Source organism: Pantoea sp. X-Soil-OKNW-556 (assembly GCF_059730695.1).
Map to the genome: position 1 here is coordinate 325,531 of NZ_AP035992.1, position 19,628 is coordinate 345,158.

General features: G+C 49.7%; 11 protein-coding genes. 5 read left to right on the forward strand and 6 right to left on the reverse strand.

The window, feature by feature from the left end; translation table 11 throughout:
- Positions 1-113 precede the first annotated feature (113 nt).
- The 4 genes from AC6I8T_RS25000 (at position 114) to AC6I8T_RS25015 (ending at position 7,344) form a co-directional block, all read left to right on the forward strand.
- The gene (locus AC6I8T_RS25000) at positions 114-4,367 is read left to right on the forward strand and encodes a SpvB/TcaC N-terminal domain-containing protein (RefSeq protein ID WP_497834729.1); all 4,254 of its coding nucleotides are present in this window, start codon (positions 114-116) and stop codon (positions 4,365-4,367) included.
- A gap of 331 nt (positions 4,368-4,698) precedes the next feature.
- Positions 4,699-5,721: an ABC transporter substrate-binding protein gene (locus AC6I8T_RS25005; protein ID WP_497834730.1), complete on the forward strand. Its 1,023-nt coding sequence runs from the start codon at positions 4,699-4,701 to the stop codon at positions 5,719-5,721.
- A complete protein-coding gene (locus tag AC6I8T_RS25010; protein WP_497834731.1) occupies positions 5,705-6,523 on the forward strand; it encodes an ABC transporter ATP-binding protein in 819 nt (272 codons plus the stop codon). Before AC6I8T_RS25005 ends, AC6I8T_RS25010 begins: the two co-directional genes overlap by 17 nt.
- Complete coding sequence (locus AC6I8T_RS25015) at positions 6,520-7,344, forward strand: ABC transporter permease (RefSeq protein WP_497834732.1); 825 nt, start codon at positions 6,520-6,522, stop codon at positions 7,342-7,344. The genes AC6I8T_RS25010 and AC6I8T_RS25015 overlap by 4 nt, the downstream gene beginning before the upstream one ends.
- Here AC6I8T_RS25015 and AC6I8T_RS25020 read toward each other — a convergent pair.
- The 5 genes from AC6I8T_RS25020 to AC6I8T_RS25040 all read right to left on the reverse strand — a co-directional run bounded on the left by AC6I8T_RS25020 (position 7,341) and on the right by AC6I8T_RS25040 (position 14,173).
- Positions 7,341-8,816: an EAL domain-containing protein gene (locus AC6I8T_RS25020; RefSeq protein ID WP_497834733.1), complete on the reverse strand. Its 1,476-nt coding sequence runs from the start codon at positions 8,814-8,816 to the stop codon at positions 7,341-7,343. The two genes, AC6I8T_RS25015 and AC6I8T_RS25020, sit on opposite strands and share 4 nt — an antisense overlap.
- A gap of 114 nt (positions 8,817-8,930) precedes the next feature.
- The gene (locus tag AC6I8T_RS25025; RefSeq protein ID WP_497834734.1) at positions 8,931-10,235 is read right to left on the reverse strand and encodes an RHS repeat-associated core domain-containing protein; all 1,305 of its coding nucleotides are present in this window, start codon (positions 10,233-10,235) and stop codon (positions 8,931-8,933) included.
- Between the two features lie 1,110 nt (positions 10,236-11,345).
- The gene (locus AC6I8T_RS25030; protein WP_497831758.1) at positions 11,346-12,344 is read right to left on the reverse strand and encodes a RepB family plasmid replication initiator protein; all 999 of its coding nucleotides are present in this window, start codon (positions 12,342-12,344) and stop codon (positions 11,346-11,348) included.
- An 888-nt stretch (positions 12,345-13,232) separates the two neighbouring features.
- Complete coding sequence (locus tag AC6I8T_RS25035; RefSeq protein ID WP_497834735.1) at positions 13,233-13,550, reverse strand: hypothetical protein; 318 nt, start codon at positions 13,548-13,550, stop codon at positions 13,233-13,235.
- A complete protein-coding gene (locus tag AC6I8T_RS25040) occupies positions 13,547-14,173 on the reverse strand; it encodes a ParA family plasmid-partitioning AAA ATPase (RefSeq protein ID WP_497834736.1) in 627 nt (208 codons plus the stop codon). Before AC6I8T_RS25040 ends, AC6I8T_RS25035 begins: the two co-directional genes overlap by 4 nt.
- A gap of 1,234 nt (positions 14,174-15,407) precedes the next feature.
- Between AC6I8T_RS25040 and AC6I8T_RS25045 the strand changes: the two genes are divergently transcribed.
- Positions 15,408-17,717: a molybdopterin-dependent oxidoreductase gene (locus AC6I8T_RS25045; protein ID WP_497834737.1), complete on the forward strand. Its 2,310-nt coding sequence runs from the start codon at positions 15,408-15,410 to the stop codon at positions 17,715-17,717.
- A gap of 215 nt (positions 17,718-17,932) precedes the next feature.
- On the opposite strand, the gene AC6I8T_RS25050 is transcribed toward AC6I8T_RS25045, so the two are convergent.
- Positions 17,933-19,628: hypothetical protein (locus AC6I8T_RS25050; RefSeq protein WP_497834738.1), on the reverse strand; the 1,696-nt coding region annotated here is incomplete at its 5' end.

Here is a 19,628-nt window from a genome sequence, read left to right on the forward strand (position 1 = left end):
GTAGCTGTTTTCCTGCTATTAACCGGATCATCCTGCCCCTAGCCTGTTGCCGCCGCGCACGTTATCAACGGAGGCGCTAACCCTGCATAAAGGTTCAGCTAAGGATGATCACTATGAATACAAAGCAACCCAATACGGATGTCACATTACCCGCCATCAGCTTGCCTAAAGGCGGTGGCGCTATAACCGGCATTCGTCAGAGCATTGAAACCACTGGTGTTACCGGTCAAAACGGCCTGACTATTCCACTACCCATCACTCCTGGCCGCGGACATGATCCTGCCCTGGCCATCACTTACGCCAGTCAGCAAGGACAAAGTCCTTTTGGACTCGGTTGGGATCTGGTGACGCCGTCTATCTCCTTACGCACCCACTTCGGCGTACCAAAGTATCAAGGCGACGATCAACTGATTGCCCCCAACGGAGATGTCCTGGTTGCCTGCCGTGACAGCGCGGGTGAACCGCAGATCGAGCAAATCAGCCAGTTGGCCGGCGAAATGCTGCCCTCACCCTGGACAGTTGAAACCTTTATGCCGCGGATCTTTGATTCACCCACGTTATATCAACGCTGGACACCCACAACCGGTGAACTCTCCCCTTTTTGGTTAGTGCGCTCGCCCGACGGCATGCTGGCAGTATATGGTTTTAGTGTTGAGGCACGGGTAGCCGACGCACAACAGCCGCAGCACATTGCGCGCTGGCTGCTGGAAGAGACCGTCATGCCGAATGGTGAACACATCTATTATCACTATCGAACCGAAGATGATGCGAACCTGACAGATGCCGATCGGCAGCGTGATTATCGCGCACAACGCTATCTGCATCGTGTCTGTTATGGTAACCCCCAGGCTCAGGCCCTGCCTTTCCTGCTGAACAATTCGCTACCTGACGACTGGATGTTTGAACTTTGGCTGGATTATGGCGAATATCCTTTCGATGCCGAAACGTTGCCCGAGTGGAACAACCCTACACAATCCTGGCCACGTCGCGCCGACCCTCACAGTTGCTATCACTACGGATTTGAAGTTCGTACCTTACGTCTGTGCCATCAGGTGATTATGTATCACCGCTTCGCGCAACTCGGCCCCCTGCCGCAGCCGGTTGCACGACTGCGGCTGCACTATGAAGCAACGCCGACTCTGACGTTGCTCAAGCAAGTCGATATGTTGGGCCATCGGATCGCGGGCGAAACCGAGAGTTTACCCGCCATCACCTACCATTATTCCCGCTTTAATCCCAATGCCACGGAGCTGGCCTGGCAATCGCTGTTACGTCTGACGGCACTGTGCGAAGGTAATCATTATCAATGGGTTGACCTGTGGGGCGAAGGTTTACCAGGGATCCTCTATCAGTCAACCGACGGCTGGCGTTACCGCGCTCCAGTCCGTGATGCAACAACCCAGGCAGACAGCGTAGATTATGGGCCGGAGCAAGCGCTACCGTTGCAGCCGGTTGGTTTGCACCAGCGTGCGCGTCCATTACTGACCGATATGACCGGCGATGGTTTTCCTGACTGGGTGGTACCGTTGCCAGATATGGCAGGTTTTTTCACCGCGAATGCCGCAGGCGAATGGTCAACGTTTATTCCATGGAAAGCCTTTCCTGTCGAGTTCGTCCATCCGGATGTCCAGTTAGCGGCACTCGGGGGGTATCTGAACGATATCAGCCTGATTGGCCCACGCAGCGTGCGCCTGTATAGCAACCAACTCGACACCTTTAGCGCGCCGCAGGATGTTGCGCACGATGGAAGCCTGCCACTGTTTAATGCCTCACGTCAGGAGCTGGTGGCCTTCAGCGATGTGCTCGGTAGTGGGCAACCGCATCTGGTACGGGTACGCCACAATGCCGTGCATTGCTGGCCGAATCTGGGCCACGGTCGCTTTGGTCAGCCCCTGCTGCTGGCGGAATTACCGTTTGACGTTGATACCTTCAATCCTGATCAGGTCAGCCTCGCCGATCTGGATGGTAACGGTGCGGCCGACCTGATCGTTGCCACCACCGATAGCCTGCTGGTGTTCCTTAATCAATCCGGCAATGGCTTTGCTGCCTCGCCGCTACTGGTGCCGTTACCACAAGGCGAACGCATTGATAACCTGAGTCGTCTCGACTTTGCCGATCTGAACGGCAACGGTTACGCCTGCCTGATTTTAAGTCAGCCGCACCCACAGCCACGCCATTACCAGCTTGATTTCAGCCATAAAAAACCCTGGCTGCTGGAACAGGTGAATGATCCAGCCGGATGTGAAACCCGCTGGGAATATCGCAGTTCTGCGCAGGAGTGGCTGGATGAGAAAGCGGCCACACCAGGCATACGTTGTCGTTTACCTTTCCCGGTGCATGTGCTGAAGAAAGTGCAAACGCATGACCTGATTAGCCAAAATACCCTGACCCAAACCTTTGAATATCGCGAGGGATGGTACGACGGTTACGAACGGGAATTTAACGGCTTTGCGCAGGTGACACAATATGATGCTGAAAGCGCTGGCCCTCTGACCCGTCGGGAAGGTTTCTCCGCACCCTTGATCAGTCGTAGCTGGTATCATACCGGCGATCCCGATGTGCCCAACCGCCAGCGATTCTGGCAGGATGCCGCGGTCACGCCAATGGGAAAGACCCATGAACTGGAGCGCAGGGATGAAGGGGATGTGCCGTTAGTCTTACCGGATAAAAATACTCGCCGTTCACTAAATCGTGCCTTAAAAGGGATGTTGCTACGCCAGGAAATCTTCGCTCAGGATGAACCTGTTCCCTACTCGATAAGTGAAAATCGTTACCTGCTGCGCGTGTGGCAAACCGCCGAAGCGCAGGATTATGCGCAAATCCAGTCGCTCAGTCTGGAAAATCGTCAATGGAGTTATGACGGAATTGCTGATGATCCGCAGGCAACCCATGAGGTATTGCTGACATGGGATCGCTGGGGCCAGCCACTGCAACAAGTCAAAGTGGATTACCCGCGTCGTCAGCCGCTCTGCCCCTATGACACCGATACGCCACAGGCGCGTTGGTGGCAGGAAAGTTTTGATGATCAACAAAACCATTGGCAGCTCCAGGCCTCACATCAGAGTTGGCTGGCGCGCCTTGATGAAGGCCACTGGCGACTGGGTTTACCCTTACAAAATCAGATGGCTGCACTCAGCATACCCGTCACTGAACACGAAGCGCGCCAGGGTGTCAGTTATGAATTCCTCAGCCGCTCCGACAACTGGTTACAGGACGAACGCTTTCCCCCCACGCTGATGAGCTGGCAGCAGCTTCACTGGCAAACAGATGCGCAGTCTCGACCACTGGCTGCCGGTTTGTTGCTCAGCAGCGACCAGGGAGAGCTGGATGATGATGCATTGAACGCCTGGCAAGGCTGGCTGGAGGGCGAGGCGCTGGAAGACATGCTGCTCGCTGCGCATTATATGCCGGGAACCGAGGCGGCAACGCGTTGGCTGATTAGCGGGCCAGTCAGTGAATATGCCCCCTTTAACCAGTTTTATCGCCTGACCGCACAGCGGGCCGGTGACTGGCTGCCGCCAACCCTCCTGACCTGGGACGAATACAGTTTGCAGGTGATTAACTCTCGCGATCCCATCGGACTCGACACTCAGGCTGATTATGATTATCGGCTGATGGCACCTGTCAGGATGATTGATGCGCAAGGTACACAGCATGAGGCAGCATTCGATGCATTAGGACGGGTACGCGCCACCAGCCTGTATGGTGTGGAAGAGGGAAAACCGGTTGGTTTTGCAGCGCTAACCCAGCATCCCTTGCCAGCCAATGATTTTGTTGCCGCCTTGCAGGATCCTGTCGCTGCCCTTGGCGATCGGGAATCCGTATTCTTCTATGCCCCGGACAATCTGATGTTAAATGGTGAACCCATCTACAGTGCCGCCATCAGTGCGGATCGCTATCCCGACGATGAGGATCGTCAGATGCGTATTACCCTCATCTTCTCCGATGGTTTTGGCCGTGTGCTGCAAAATAAACAACGGGTTGAACCCGGTGAGGCCTTCACGCGTAATGAGGTGAATCGGGTGCGTCAGGATGAGGAAGCAATCGCCCATACCGACGATCGCTGGCGCGTCAGCGAACGTGTTGAATATAACAATAAGGGCCAGCCGGTACGTCAGTTTCAGCCCTATTTTATCGCCGGTTGGCGCTATGCCAGCGACAGCAGTATGCGTGAGAAAAGCTGGTACAGCTGCTTGTGGTACGATGCAGTGGGCCGCCCAATTGATACCCTGGATGGTCGCTGGTACTGGTCACGCATCACCTGGCACCCCTGGTATCAGGTGACGGAGGATGCCAATGACACGCAAGGTATCACACGCCCGGACTGGCTGGTTGGTTGTCCTAATGGCCGGCCACTGGGGGAATAAACGCTGAAATAAAACGGATAAAAAACTCAACATGTCACACGGGCAGCCTATACACTGCCCGCTCGCTTCTGAGAGAAACATAAAAACTCGGTTGCGCAACCTGATTTTTCACGCAAAGGCGGGAAGTCACCCTGTTAACACCCCTACCTCTGACACATTGATTAAACTGACATTTTCCTTATCTTACGAGCAGTTATCTTCTGATTCAGATTTTCTTCCACCCTGATTTAAGGGTTGCGATAGCTGGTGGTTTGTCTGCGCTAGAGATAAAAATGGACGTTTATTGCGAGTCATTCCTGACTCGATTAACGCGGCAGGAAACCCGATGACAATGATGATGAGATGGCTTTGCGGCACCTTGTTGCTTCCCGGTCTTTGCGCCCTGGCGCAAACCAACGCACTGGAACAAACGCAGATTACCCTTGCCGTTGGCGGGAAGAGCGTGCTTTATCATCTACCACTCACCATTGCTGAGCAGAGGGGATACTTCAGGCAGGCCGGGTTGAATGTGCGCATCGTCGATTTTGCCGGTGGAGCGAAAGCGTTACAGGCATTGATTGGTGGTAGCGCAGATGTGGTCAGCGGCGCGTATGAACACACCATTAAAATGCAAAGCAAACAGCAATTTATCACCGCCTTTGTCCTCACCAGCCAGACGCCACAGATTGTCATCGCCGCGTCACGCAAAAATTTGCCGTTCTGGCAACAGGCGTCAAATCTCAAGGGGAAAAAAATCGGCATCAGCGCACCCGGTTCGTCGACCCATATGGTGGCGAGCTACTGGCTGGCAAAACAGGGTATTCATCCCGACGAGGTGGTGTGGATTGCGGTCGGCACGGGTTCAGGTGCGGTCGAAGCCCTACGTTCGGGTAAAATTGATGCCATCGCCCACACCGAGCCGGTGATTTCTCAGTTGGAAAAAAGTCAGGATATCAACATCCTTGCCGATACGCGCACCCCGGCAGGGACACAGATGTTATTTGGTGACACGCTGCCCGCAGGCGCGTTATACGCGAAGGAATCGTTCCTGAAAAACAACCCCACCACCGTGCGCGCCCTGACGCAGGCGATGTTGCAAGCATTGCGTTGGCTGGCCCAGGCTACACCGGAGCAGGTGGCCGCGACGGTACCGAAAAATTATCTGGCCGGTGATCCGGCGCTTTATCAGCAGGCTTTTCGTCATATCCAACCCGGTTACTCACGCGATGGCGCCTTTGCTCCACAATCGCCTGTCACTGCCTTGCGCGTCCTGAGTGCGTTCGATACCAGCATTCATCCTGAAAGCATCGATCTTAGCCGAACCTGGACAAATGACTATGTCATGGAGGCCCGGAAAGATGGCAAGCAACAATAACCCCGTTTTGCAATTGCATGGGGTGTCTTATTCTTGCCAGACCCGTGTCAGAGGGGGGGAAACGCGAGTGTTGGCTAATGTCAGCCTGAGCGTACGGGCCGGGGAATTTGTCGCCATTGTCGGCCCAACAGGCTGCGGGAAATCAACACTGTTGAATCTCTGTGCCGGGTTGTTAGCCCCGTCGTACGGGCATATCACGCTGTTCGAGGGAACGTTAAGCGGCCTGGACCCACGCATCGGCTATATGTTCCAGGATGAGGTATTGATGCCTTGGCTGACTGTACTTGAGAACGTGGTACTCGGTCTGAATTACCGTGGCATCGTCGGTTCCGTGGCAAACCAACGGGGTTGTGATTGGCTGTCACGTACCGGCTTAAGCCAGGTGGCTAATGTCTATCCTGCTCAACTTTCTGGCGGCATGCGTAAACGCGTCGCGCTGGCACAAACCCTGATCTGCGATCCGCAGATTATCCTGATGGATGAGCCTTTTTCCGCGCTCGATATCCAGACACGGCAATTGATGGAACAGGAGTTACTGGCGCTGTGGGAAAAAAGTGGCAGCGCCGTGTTGTTTGTGACACATGACCTGGATGAGGCCATCACCCTGGCTGACCGGGTGATTGTGCTATCAACCGCACCTGAATCGCACCCGATCCGAGAGTTCCCCGTCCGACTGGAACGTCCGCGTCAAATGGCACACATCCGCACCTTACCTGCCTATAACCGACTTTATCAACAGATTTGGGAAGTGTTGGGTAGCGAGGTTCTGAACAGTTATAAGCAACGAACTGGCACACAATGAACAAGCAAACCGCTAACGCAAATGTGATTTTTATAGGAAAAGTGGCGGTATCCGTCGTAGCTGTCCTGTTATGGGAACTGATTTCACGGGATCCTCAGTTGGCCTTTTTCTTTGGCAGTCCACGCCAGGTGATACAGGTGTTTTGGCAATGGTTCAGTGAAGGTGAAGGAACTCTTGTTGTCTCACTGGCCTACGGCACCGATATGACGCTGCATTTTCCGGCACAGATTTATCCGCACCTGATTATCACCTTAACGGAAACCCTGCTGGCCTTCGTCTTTGGCACAATGCTTGGCCTCATCGTAGGGCTGTTGTTGGGCATCAGCCCACTGATAACCGCCATTATGTCGCCCTATATCAAGGCGTTGAATGCCTTACCCCGGATTATCCTCGCCCCCATTTTTGCCATGTGGTTCGGCCTGGGGATCTGGTCGAAAGTCGCCTTGGCGATTAGCCTGGTATTTTTTGTCGTGTTCTTTAATGTCACTCAAGGGGTACGTCATGTGAACCCCGCGCTACTGGCTAACGCACGCATATTAGGTGCCGACCGTCGTCAACTGCTGTGGTCAGTTTATTTCCCATCAGCGCTGTGCTGGGTATTCTCCGGTTTGCGCATTGCGGTCGGGCTGGCTTTCGTTGGTGCAGTGGTGGGTGAATATCTTGGATCGTCGCAGGGGCTGGGCTATCTGATATTGCAGGCTGAAGGCAATTTCGACATCAACACCATCATAGCCGGCACCTTGCTGCTGACCACCTTTGCCTTATTGCTTGATTACGGCGTTAACCTGATCGAACGTCAGATGCTGAAGTATCGCGCTTAATCATTCCAGACGTTGTTCGCCACAAGATACTCCCTGAAGGTGTTAATCGGCAGCGGTTTCGAAAACAGATATCCCTGCAACGACAAATCGCCCTGTTGTTGCAGGAAACTGGCCTGTTGCTCGGTTTCGACACCTTCCGCAATCACCCTCGCATTAATTCTTTTTGCGAGGTCAAGGATGTTGCCAATAATGTCCTGACAAACCGGATTGCTGCCAATACCGGAAACGAACAACTTATCGATTTTTATCAGGTCAATATTTACATGATGAAGAATCTCCAGCGTTGAATAGCCGGTGCCAAAATCATCAAGGGCAAACAGCACACCCTCCTGCTGTAGCAGGTGAATATTGTCATTCACTTGCTGATTAGCCACCACGATTTCCCGTTCGGTGATCTCCAACGCCAGTTTTAGATTTGGGTTCAGCACGGTTAACAGAGGGGTCAAATCGGCACATAAGTTTGGGGACTGCAAATGCTGAGCGCTGATATTGAGACTGATATAGAAGGGTGTCGCGGGATGAAAATCTTGCAGGAATTGTTCCGTCACCTGGGTAATAAGCGCTTTGGTGAGTGGGATGATCAGCCCGGATTGCTCAGCCAGCGGGATAAACTGATCCGGTGGAATGATGCCTTCTTTGCTGATCCAGCGTACCAACACTTCACAACCCACCACTTGCCTGTCGCCGGCCCACACAATCGGTTGGATCCAGGCCTGAATTTCCCCCTGACGGATGGCGGAGGCCAGTTGTTGTTCCGGGCTGCGCCTCATTGCTGACCAGCGATAACAGGCATAAGCTGCTATTGCCGCTATGAATATCAGCAGCAACATCAGCAGGCGATTGTTCTTTACGCTGATGGCCAGCACCGCTTGCGGGTCAATATTGCTCCACAACTGATAATGGAAACGTGAGGAGTTCAATTGCAGGTTATGCGGGCCAGGATATTGCCTGGGATTGATCGCCCCGCTCTCACCCATCCAACCGCTTTGCGTGATTAATACCACCGGCAATAATGTCGAGGCGGATTCCAGAATGTTTTTCAGGTAATAGCCATCGGTACTGGTATAGAGGCCAAACTTGCCCTGCTGTCGCTGGGTGATAACAAAGGGATGGCCAGGCAATGCTTTTATCGCTGATGTGAGGTAGAGGGGGACGTCTTCCCGCCGCTCCTGCCCGGTGTGAACATCCCCCACCAATGAGGAACAATACACCACCCCGTCTGACGCCAGTTCGATATTGCCAAGGTTAGGTGTGATGGCAAGTTGGTTACGTAACTGCTGTATCGTTTCCGATGTGCAGGGTGCCCCTATCAAACCGGAGAGCGCATTTGTCGCCGAGGTAACATTATTGAAGATGGCGTTTAGCTGCCGATCCGCCAGCGCCATACTGGTGCTTTGCTGGGTCCTGAGCCATTCGCTGGTCTGCACATAAATAAAAAAAACCGAAACCGCGAGGAAAAGTAAAAAACTCATTAACGCCAGTGCGATCCTCGCAACCTGTCCTCGCAGATTTCGGTTCATCGTTGCCTTCATGGTTTAACGGGTTATCACGCAGCAAGCATAGCGTAAGCGATGAAGTTTATCCGGTCATACATGATCACGTTTTTGATGCCTTAATAGCGATTGTGATTGCGAATATTCTCTACCACAGGCGGGAAATGCACAGCGATGCCCCACCCACCCCTCGTCATGTTTCTTCATGTGTTGCTTAAGATTGTTTTTATTAGCAAACGCTTTTCCCATTGGGCATTTATCACAGATATGCCCCTCGGGTTTGTGCTGCGCGACTCTGTGGTCGCGCCGTTTCTGCGGTGTCTCGAAGCGTTGCTCGCAATTGGGTTCCGTGCAGAGATAAGGGGTCGTATCTGAGTGCTTCCTCTTCACATGTTTATACATTACCGGGATTGTATTGAAACGGGCGGTACACCCCGCGACATTACAAGGCACATCGCGTAGATCCTCATGTGCCTTCAGATGGTTCCTTAGTCTGAAGGGATGCTGAAAAAGCTTGCCACAATTCATCCAGTGGCAGGACCAGAGTTTTTCGTCGTGCACGCGATTTCCCGCTTCTGTCAGGTGCTGGTCATAAAGCTCACCATGAGTGAACTGCGTATTACAGCCTTCGTGAAAACAGTGGTGAATTTTCATAGCCGAGGGGTTTTCGAGCGTGGCCTGTTGAATTAAATCTGCCACATCCCCTGTGAAATTGGTTTGCAAAAATACCCTACTCATTGCCTCCCGGTGTTTTGCCACATCTTTATCACTGATTTTCATTTGTACGGATTCCATTGCGGTGATAAACACCGCTACGCCCTCGGTTCGCACTCTCCCATCAATGTCACTGAAGGTGACCGGATTATTACCCACCATCGCAAACAGGTTCAGTCCGCCAATCTCTCCGGCGGGGTCGGGGTTAAGCCAGCGCATCAGCCAGGCGGCATAGTAACGAAAACCGTAATAAATCAGACCGGTTATATCTCGTTCTTTGCTGGTATAGCGCCAGTACTTATAGCTCGCATCTTCCTCACTACAGGTACGCCACTGAGCGCAGCCGCCATAGGGATAGAACACTTCACTGCTGATGACGGTGCCATGCTGATCCGTTTCCAGCAGGCAACTGCCGTTTCGATCGGGTGCAGTGTAGCGAATAAGCGGATGCCGAACTGGTGCGGGTTTATCCTGCAACCAGCAATACACTCTGACGTTGGTCAGCATCATCACAATGAAGTTCTGGCAGGTTCTGCCATTCTGTCGTATCAGGCGCTTCTCCAGCCCAGGCAAATAACACGTTTGCTGGTGCAGACGCGACGCTGAACTGTTCTGCGTAGCAGACTTGTCCAGGCGCACTCCTGACAGGCCATAGCGATAGTTTTCTGCGTTAGGGGTTACCATGATTTTTTTCCTGAAGTGATATCGAAATGCTGACCATTGCGTCAAACATGTCCAATAAATAGAAAAATCACTTCTGATATTCCTGTCAAAACGCAACAACCTTCAGGTTAATGCTGGTAATTTTGACGCCTTAAGTGGTCGGAGGAATTCTCAAATGGATTCGGCTGTGCATGCATATCAGTCCAACATGATGCAATTCTGTACCCCATGACGTCTCGCGATGATCCCGGATCGGGTAAGTCCTGCACCTCGTCATAGATTATGTTGAGCTTCAATCTACTCATTACAGCTTATATCCCTGTGTGATGTCCCAATGCCTTACGAGTAGTAACTTTCACAGGTGGGGAGTTACCAAAAACCCTTTCATAGCGTTCTCCTCATAACAAAACATTATAATTTACTGTTATTTATGAATATTTAATTAGTGACGCCGTCACAACATGTTTCTGACTCTGATTTCGTTTTCCTTCTGACACTTCCCTCAGGGCGTTATAACGCCTTTATCCTGACGTTTACTGCAACGTTCCTGTTCGCTCTCTATAGCTTATATATAAACTATAGGGAGCAACTTTATACGGCGGCGCTACATAAGCTAGAGTGAGTAAAGATAAGCTGTAGTGAGTACAGTGCGCAGTCATCTCGCCTCAGCACAAATGTTAGTGACCGCTAACAACATATAAATCATGTAGTTATATGTTAGTGGTTACCAGGGCGGTAGCGCAATATAAGCTATAGCAAGTAGGCTACTCCTCTCATGCTATATATAAGCTATAGGGAGTAATTTACCTCTCCTGTCAACTTCCCGATAAGCTATAGTGAGTAGTTTTGGCCGATGAGGATAGGCAGTATAAGTTGTAGTGAGTAAATAATGTGATGCCCTACCCCTTTGCTTAGAACCGGGAAGTCCTTCTGCTCACTACAGCATATGTTATAAGCTATAACGAGTAGAATACATAAACTATAGAGAGTAACTGCGACTGATCAAACGTGAGAAGATGATGATAAAAAAATGATAAATCAGGATATTAACCGGATAAGATAAGCTGTAGGGAGTGTAGCGGGAGGCAACATAAGCTGGAGTGAGTAACCTACTCACTCCAGCTTATCGGCTTATTTACCTTTGAAGAGTTTTTCGAGATCGGCCATCGAAATGCCTAATTTATTCAGAAGGTTGAGCTTTTCCTGAAGCTCCGCATCAACAGGTTCAGCTGGCGTGACAGGCACTGGCGGTTGTGAGTTTTCAGAACTCTCGTTCCTGGGCGCTTTCAGTTTTGGCCGACGATAATGCACATTAAAATAGACGCTACGCCCTCGTTGCACCTCGGAGTAATCGAGATAACCAATCTCCTTAAGCTGCTCCATAGCGCGCCGTACCGTCTGGTTTTGCGAAAACACCGGTGACTTCAGGTTCAGCCTGTCACGCAAGCGCGCCAGTGAGATTGGTGCCGGGTTCTTGGGCAGGCTTTCGATATAGGTGTACAGCGCCTGAGCAGACTCTCGTCGCTTCAGTGCATTAATCGCTTTAAGCTGCAAAAGCACTTTACGATCAAACTCATACAGCTCAAACAGTTTGGGATCAGCTTGTAAAATCACGATATCTTTTTTGGTATCGTAATAGGCTGACTGAACCAGATGCGTGATGTATTCCTTACCATCTTCCCCCATATTGCTGGTGAAGGAGATCGTTGTCGCTGCGATGCGCTTCAGAGACGGGCTGATGCGCTCTCTGAGCTTTTTGGAAGAACGACTGGAAGGGATTCCGCAGAGTTTGGCAAATTCAACGAAGGGAAGCTGAACCTTGTCACCGATGACTTTATGTTTGGCAAAAGAGTGAATGATCCCGACCCAGGTCTTGAAATCATTGTCCATATCCAGGCGTGGACCGACGATCTCAACCTTATCAAATCCCTCTGCTTTTGCCAGAGAAAGTCGGGTCAATTCTTCCGTTGCATCTGTGGTAGAAAAGGTTTTGTTTTTACTGTTTTTCAATGACTTAAGTGTAGGGACAAATACACCGAGCCTCATCAATGCAACCGGCTGAACGGTATTATTTGCATTCGGCGTTAGCGTGATCACCTCACCTGTAATTTTGTCCGTTTCTTCAAACAGTTTCTTGAGGTCAAGATTTTCGCTGTCCACAGGCTTTCTCACGGTTTTCGATGATGATCGACAAAAGGATCGAGACATCTGGATTTGTGAATGACAGAACAACAACTCACACAGGGCGAGCCTAATTGCATGAAGACAGAAAGAAAAAACTATCCACAGCAATATCTGTGTTCAAGGCGTTTGACTCACTATAGCTTATGTCGTTTTCTAACTACAGCTTAGATTTAACAATCTATAGCTTATTGTAATCTGCCTATAGTTTATAATTTACTTTCTATAGCTTATGCAATACCCCTTTCAGGCCAGAACTGGTGCGGCCTGGCGCGATCGGGGATCTCTTTGGGATCTATATAGGATCTAAATTGGATCTAAATTACTGGGATCTGGACGGTGGATAAGTGGATATCTTGCTGAGCGCTCATAGTAATTCTGAAGCTTATGTGAAAAGTGCGAAGTCAGAATCGTTCTGCAATATGACAAGTTTTCCTGTTGATGCATAAATCTGGGTAGATCCTCTCACTGATAAACAGCTTTGCCGAATGTTAAGGATCAACTTACAGCTTGTCTGAAGCAACCTGAGCACATCAATGGCATCTGTAAGCGTGTGTACGGCATCCTGCGTGCCTCAATGGTCAGTTACGGCAAATCCTCTTTCTTCTTCCTGTAGAAGCCCTGTAGTGCTCTACAGCGTGTTTTCATTACACCAGGAATATAAATTTATCTTCCTGATGATCATGACCGATTTCTGGCTAAGTGAAATGAGGATCGACTGGACTGAACAAATAATCCTGAATTGACAGAATCACTTTAATGAGAAGAACGAGTTACAACGTCACAAGTTAGTTATCATCTTATTAAGATAATAACTAACTTTCTTAACAACATTGCTTACTGAAGTTTCGCCTTACTGATCAGTACAGAGATCTCCTCATCAGAGAAACGCTCCAGACCAAGAATGGCAGCACGTACAATATCCGAACGATTAACCCGTGTGCCTCCGGCAAGAATTTCATTACGTATACGGTTATCAATCTCGCTAAGATTTTCGTCAGTGAAAGAGATGCTGACAGGTTTTGCTTTGGCCTTCTTCACCGGCTCAGCTTCAACTGCTTTTACGTCTGGAGCAGCATTGGGTGACAATGCTGCTGTGCCACCATTAATGAAGTCGTTTTCTCTGTCTTTCGTCACACCGGATCGGTTTCTCATAGAATGACCTCCTGGATCAGTCTTTCGACTTCATCCTTCGCTTTGCTGTTTTCTGTTTCATAGATGGTCATGGATTCAGCCCATGCATCGCGGTGCGCTTTACGATCACAAATGCGGGTATCGGCCAGTTTCATTTGTGGGAAATCTTCCAGCACTTGAGCAGCTTCATTGCCTTCATTTACGAACATGTTGGTAGGTGTCATGTTGAGCACCAGATATCCTTTCACATCCTCATTGAAATCTTTTGCGGCTGTAAACACCGAACAGGTATGCGGCACGACATCGAGGTCCATCTGAGAGGGACGGAGTGGTGAGATAAAGACATCGGCGGCCATCAAGCCACTGCGCATCTCAGCACTGTCACGTCCGGCACAGTCAGCAATGATGTAGTCATAGGATTTCGCGTGCTCTTTTAGCATCGCTTTGATATTGCCAGAAGCACCAGTGACAGGAATATGTGGCAGCGATTCCGGGCGATTGTTGTACCAGGTCAACACAGATTTTTGGTCATCGGCATCAACAATTAAGACCCTGTAGCCACGGGAAAGTAAGCCGGCGGCAATCGAAACAGCCAGTGTGCTTTTGCCAACCCCACCCTTCTGGCTTCCTAAAACGATAATCATTGATGACCTCCATTGAAGACGACAAAAACAGAAATAACTTTATATGATTATCTTAACAAGATAGTTAAATAACAACAAGGCAAGTAATTATCTTATTAAGATAGCAAGATAATTAAGTATAACTAAATGATATTAAACGATTGTTAAGATAATATCATGTTAACATGATATGGCGGAAGTCTTGTTTTGTTGTTACGATATTATCTTGTTAAGATGATTGCTTCGGTCATTTCTTACAAAGACGACTGATTTGAATGATTCCTGGCAAGACGAACGAGTATCAAATAATCAGGCTGCAATCTGGTGTCGAAGACCCTCGCTTTACTTGTCACTTTCAACCAGAAAGGCTCTGATTTTAAGCGCGCTATACCTCCTGTTATGCATTTCAGTTAAAGTGAAAGTTTGGCGTTTCTTTCCCATTTTTGCGTTATTGTTCACCCTCGTTCCGACCGTGTGTTTTATATTCCATTACGTGCCGTAAGCTGGTTTGATGGTGATGTCTGATAGGCTATTAAGAAGTTATCATGTTATCTTAACAAGATACTAATTTTGGATAGTCATCAATGCGTATACCCCTGGTTATCTTAATAAGATATTATCTTAACTTCTTAACTTCTTAACTTCTTAGTAAGATAACATCTTACAGCATCACCTTTGACTCTTCTGCTGCATCAGACTGCATAAAAGACACAGAGTGATTGTAGAACTGAACATACTGAGCGAAGTGGCAGAAACGACAATTTCAGAGTTTAGTTAACGCACTGAACCAATATGGTTGCCCTATCATAAATGCCCGGAGGAGGTGAACAACATACGTGATGATTAAGTTGTTATTTAATTTTTTAACATCTTGTTAAGATATTAATTCTTTCTCCAATATATCAAGATAGCAAAAGATTAAGATAACATCTTAATAAGATGTTATCTTTCGCTCACCAAAATACATTATTTATGATAATGAGCTGAGTGCGGCTTGGTTACGATTCAAATCCCAATGCTTCCTGAATGCGGCCCCGGGTATGATGTTATGCAGTGAGATAAATCGCCCATCAAACTTGTGACGATTAACCCAACCTGTTCTGGGCATCACTTGTGAGACGGTTACCATCACACCGTTAAGCATAACCTTATGAAATAAAATCGATTAGTGCATGCACTCCCGAAAGGAAAGGGTTTGTGATACGGTATTTTCATCTTTTTCCTTCTCACATCGCACACACTGATTTATCACAACATGACAACACATCATAACCTTGCAGTAATGCACTGGGGCACCTATCGCGTATCAACCTCCGAGGGCGCATTGACTGGCATTGACCCGGTCGAGTGGGATCGTAATCCCTCGGCAATTGGACAATCTCTTGTTGGCGCCATTGATGGTCCGAGTCGTATCCGTCGCCCCGCCGTTCGTCTGGGATATCTGCAACAGGGGCGCGATGCGCGTCATGGACGTGGCAAAGAACCTTTTGTCGAAGTCAGTTGGGAAACTGCCCTGGCGCTGGTAGCCGCTGAACTCACGCGAGTAAAACAGACGCATGGCAATCAGGCGTTTTATGCAGGATCTTATGGCTGGTCAAGTGCCGGACGCTTTCATCATGCGCAAAGTCAGTTACATCGCTTTTTTAATCAGTTAGGCGGATATACCGACAGTACCAATACATACAGTCTGGCGGCGGCCGAGCGCTTACTGCCCCATATCATTGGGGAATTAGATGTGTTGCAAAAACAGCATACGCACTGGTCTTCCCTGGCGGAACACTGCGAACTTTTTGTTGCCTTTGGTGGCCTGCCGCTGCGTAATTCCCAGGTTAACGGTGGGGCGGCGAACGATCATTCGCTGAAACACTGGCTGGGCGAGATGCAGCGTAACGGCACGCATTTCATTAACGTCAGCCCGGTGAAAAATGACCTGTCTGGTGTTACTAACGCGGAGTGGTTGTCATTAAAACCCGGCAGCGATACTGCACTGCTGCTGGCGCTGAGTTATGTGCTGATTGATGAGTCCCTGTATGATGCGAGTTTTATTGCCAGTCATACCGTGGGTTTTGCACAGTATCGCGACTACCTGATGGGCGACAAAGACGGTAAAGCAAAAGACCCGGCTTGGGCGGCGCAGATCACCGGCATTGATGCGCAGAAAATCCGCGAACTGGCACGCATGATGGCGGCAAAGCGCACCATGATCAACATCGCCTGGTCGCTCCAGCGCGCGTTCCAGGGTGAACAGACCTTTTGGGCCACCGTGGCGTTAGCAGCTATGATCGGTCAGATTGGTACGCCGGGCGGTGGCCTCGGTTTCGCCTATGCCAGTACCAACCTTGCGGGTTCAGTACGCCGCACTTTCTCCGGTCCACGTTTCCCGGCTGGAACCAATCCCGTCCAGAGTGTCATCCCGGTGGCGCGGCTCTCAGATATGTTGCTTAATCCCGGTGAGGCTTATCAGTTTGATGGCAAAGAGTGTACTTATCCCGACATCCGTCTGGTGTACTGGGCGGGGGGCAATGCGTTCCACCATCATCAGGATCTGAACCGACTGGTGGAAGCCTGGCGGCAACCGGATACGGTGGTAGTCCACGAGCAGTACTGGACTGCGCAGGCGAAATTCGCTGATATTGTTTTTCCGGTGACGACCTCACTGGAGCGTAATGATATTGGCAGCTCCAGCAATGATGGCTATATGATTGCCATGCGTCAGCAGATTGCGGCGCAGGGTGAGGCGCGGAGCGATTACGCCATCTTCCATGCGCTGGCGGAAAAACTGGGCTTTGGCGACAGTTTCAGCGAAGGCCGTGATGCCGAGGCGTGGATCAGATTTATTTATGACGCCTCCCGGCCGCGTGCACTGGCTGACGGAATCGAACTACCTGCTTTTGATGATTTCTGGGCGCAGGGCATGCTGGAGTATGAGCGGCCAGACCAACCGCAGATTTTGCTGCAAGCCTTTCGTGACAATCCTCAGCAAGCACCGTTGCCGACACCCTCGGGGAAAATCGAGCTGTTCTCCCAGACGGTGGCGGATTTTGGCTATGATGAGTGTCCGGGTCACCCGTTCTGGTACGAGCCGGAAGCGCAGTTGCAACGCGAAACGGCGGCGCGTTGGCCGTTGCATCTGCTTTCCAGCCAGCCACGCACTCGCCTGCATAGCCAGTATGATCACGGTAGCGTCAGCCGCAAAACCAAGATTCAGGATCGGGAACCATTGTGGTTACACCCGCAGGATGCGGCGGTGCGTAATATTCATGAAGGTAGTGTGGTGAGGGTGTTCAATGCACGCGGAGCGATTCTGGCGGGCGTCCATCTGAGCGAAGATATCCGTCCCGGCGTGGTACAGATGTCGACGGGAGCCTGGTATGACCCGCAAGATCCTCACCAGCCGGACTCACTCGACAAACATGGAAATCCGAACGTACTGACGGAAGATCGTGGCAGTTCAAGATTAGGGCAGGGATGTAGCGCGCAGAGCTGCTGGGTAGAAATTGAGAGATGGGATGAGCCGCTGCCTGCGGTAACCGCATTCCAGCCACCGGCGTTTGTACAGGGATGACGCGCATTTGCGAGGCGGCGCGAGTCGGTTTTCTCCGCAAGATTTCATAAGTAACACTATGATAAATAACAATAACTAGAAGGATTTTCAGCCTGAAAACTCCGTAACACAGATGCCATCGCTAGTGACTGGCATCTGTGTTAAAACGTTTCCCAATGCTAAGTAACCCCTTTCGCAAAACATCGGCGTCGAGTAACGCAATGTATCGCGCAATATCAATTCGAATCGGTATCAAATGAGGTTATGCGTCCGAATTTATGGATTTGCCTTTCCATGTAATCAAGATCAAATTCGTTGGTGGTAATGAATGAGGGAGGGCTAGGTCTTTTCTTCACACCCGTTGGTTGTTGCGGGTTGATATTGCGATGGCCGTGCTTACCATAGAGTTTTTTATAGGCTGAATGGATAGCATGCAATGGGAGGTATTTTACGGGGTCTTTATCAAGTAGCGAATAAAAACAGATCTTATGAGGGGAAATTTCGGGGTTATTTATTTTACTGCAAATCTCAAAGGCACGTATAACGAAGCTTCTGATTTTTCCGTTCGCCTTTTCTCTTTTAACGGCCTTTTCAGCCGCCCGGTAGGCAGCCAATTCAGCCTCATTTACAATCGTGCCTGCAATTAATACAGCGTATCTCAACATATAAAAGCTGCAATATTTATCCGCATTCAGTAAAGCTCGGCGAATCACCACTTCTTTAATACCTCTGGCGAAGAGGTCAATTAATATTAAAACAAACTTTGCTTCGGTCGGAAGATTACGATATTGAGCATTTTGGATAACAGAATCGTGTACCTCAACCACCAACTTCATCTGAACGCGATCCGGTTGGCACTGAGCTAACTGAATCGACTCGTTCACCGCGCGTCTTACCAACTGAGATCTGTTGGCATCTTCCTTAATCAGACGCATGACCTGTTCCACCTCAATATTGTCCAGTAATCTTACGGTCAATTTGCATAACTGTCTTTCCAGCCTCTCCTGATTATCTTCGATGTGAGCAAACTCAAAGTTTGTCGCGTCATACCAGCTTTGCAAATGAGCGATGGGTGTATTGGCTTTAATGCGATAGTAATCCACGTCTATTTCTTTGAGGGTGACCGACTCACTTAAACGCGTTGCTTTTATGGCTTTCAACAAATTTTTGACGTCACATTTCTTGATGGTTTCATTTTGAGATAGCGCGTCCAGTAGTGCTGAAGCGTTGGTCAGGTTTTTATCTTCCAGCGCGGGCTGCATTTCCTTAATGATGTGCAAAACCGTTTTGTACGAAGTATCGACTTTGAAAGGAAGTTTTGCCCGGCTCAACATCGTGTCGGAAAGAATGATGCCGATGGACATCAGGCCAAAATGTAACACGCGAGTGGCAAATTTTTCCTCTGGGAAACGTGCGTGCATATTATTCACAAAGGCATTCGCGAGGGCTTGTTTGTGGTCTGCGTTAAGAGATTTAATCGATGTTATCCCGGCACTGTCAGGCATGGAGTGCCAGCCTTGTCGGATTTTTTCCAACTGTAACGCATCGGGAAAGCTCCTGACCCTCTCAAGAATCTTACGTAATTTATAATTCTCCAGCACGATATTGCATTCTGCCAGCTTGTCAGCGATATCGCCTATCGAGTGATCTCTCAAATCCTTGAGCTTAATATGTCTTAGCAGTCCCTCAACCACATCAGGCGATGATGTGTTTTTGGCGTTATGGTGAGTCACCAATACGCGCAAATCTTTCATGGCATGATAAGAATAAGAAGCCGGCAGTTCATTACTTTGGCTCAAGCCACAAATGTGGCAAGTAAAATGATATAGCGGCTTTTTTTCCCGTGCGGGCGAGGCGATTGTTGAAGGCGCTGTTATCGCGAAGGTTATCGGCTTTGGCATACCATCCCCGTTAATCACAAAGTGAGATACA

What these genes read in the sequence shown, in the direction of transcription:
- AC6I8T_RS25000 (WP_497834729.1), top strand. Translation starts at nt 114, where the DNA reads ATGAATACAAAGCAACCCAATACGGATGTCACATTACCCGCCATCAGC.
- AC6I8T_RS25005 (WP_497834730.1), top strand. Translation starts at nt 4,699, where the DNA reads ATGATGATGAGATGGCTTTGCGGCACCTTGTTGCTTCCCGGTCTTTGC.
- AC6I8T_RS25010 (WP_497834731.1), top strand. Translation starts at nt 5,705, where the DNA reads ATGGCAAGCAACAATAACCCCGTTTTGCAATTGCATGGGGTGTCTTAT.
- AC6I8T_RS25015 (WP_497834732.1), top strand. Translation starts at nt 6,520, where the DNA reads ATGAACAAGCAAACCGCTAACGCAAATGTGATTTTTATAGGAAAAGTG.
- AC6I8T_RS25020 (WP_497834733.1), bottom strand. Translation starts at nt 8,816, where the DNA reads ATGAGTTTTTTACTTTTCCTCGCGGTTTCGGTTTTTTTTATTTATGTG.
- AC6I8T_RS25025 (WP_497834734.1), bottom strand. Translation starts at nt 10,235, where the DNA reads ATGGTAACCCCTAACGCAGAAAACTATCGCTATGGCCTGTCAGGAGTG.
- AC6I8T_RS25035 (WP_497834735.1), bottom strand. Translation starts at nt 13,550, where the DNA reads ATGAGAAACCGATCCGGTGTGACGAAAGACAGAGAAAACGACTTCATT.
- AC6I8T_RS25040 (WP_497834736.1), bottom strand. Translation starts at nt 14,173, where the DNA reads ATGATTATCGTTTTAGGAAGCCAGAAGGGTGGGGTTGGCAAAAGCACA.
- AC6I8T_RS25045 (WP_497834737.1), top strand. Translation starts at nt 15,408, where the DNA reads ATGACAACACATCATAACCTTGCAGTAATGCACTGGGGCACCTATCGC.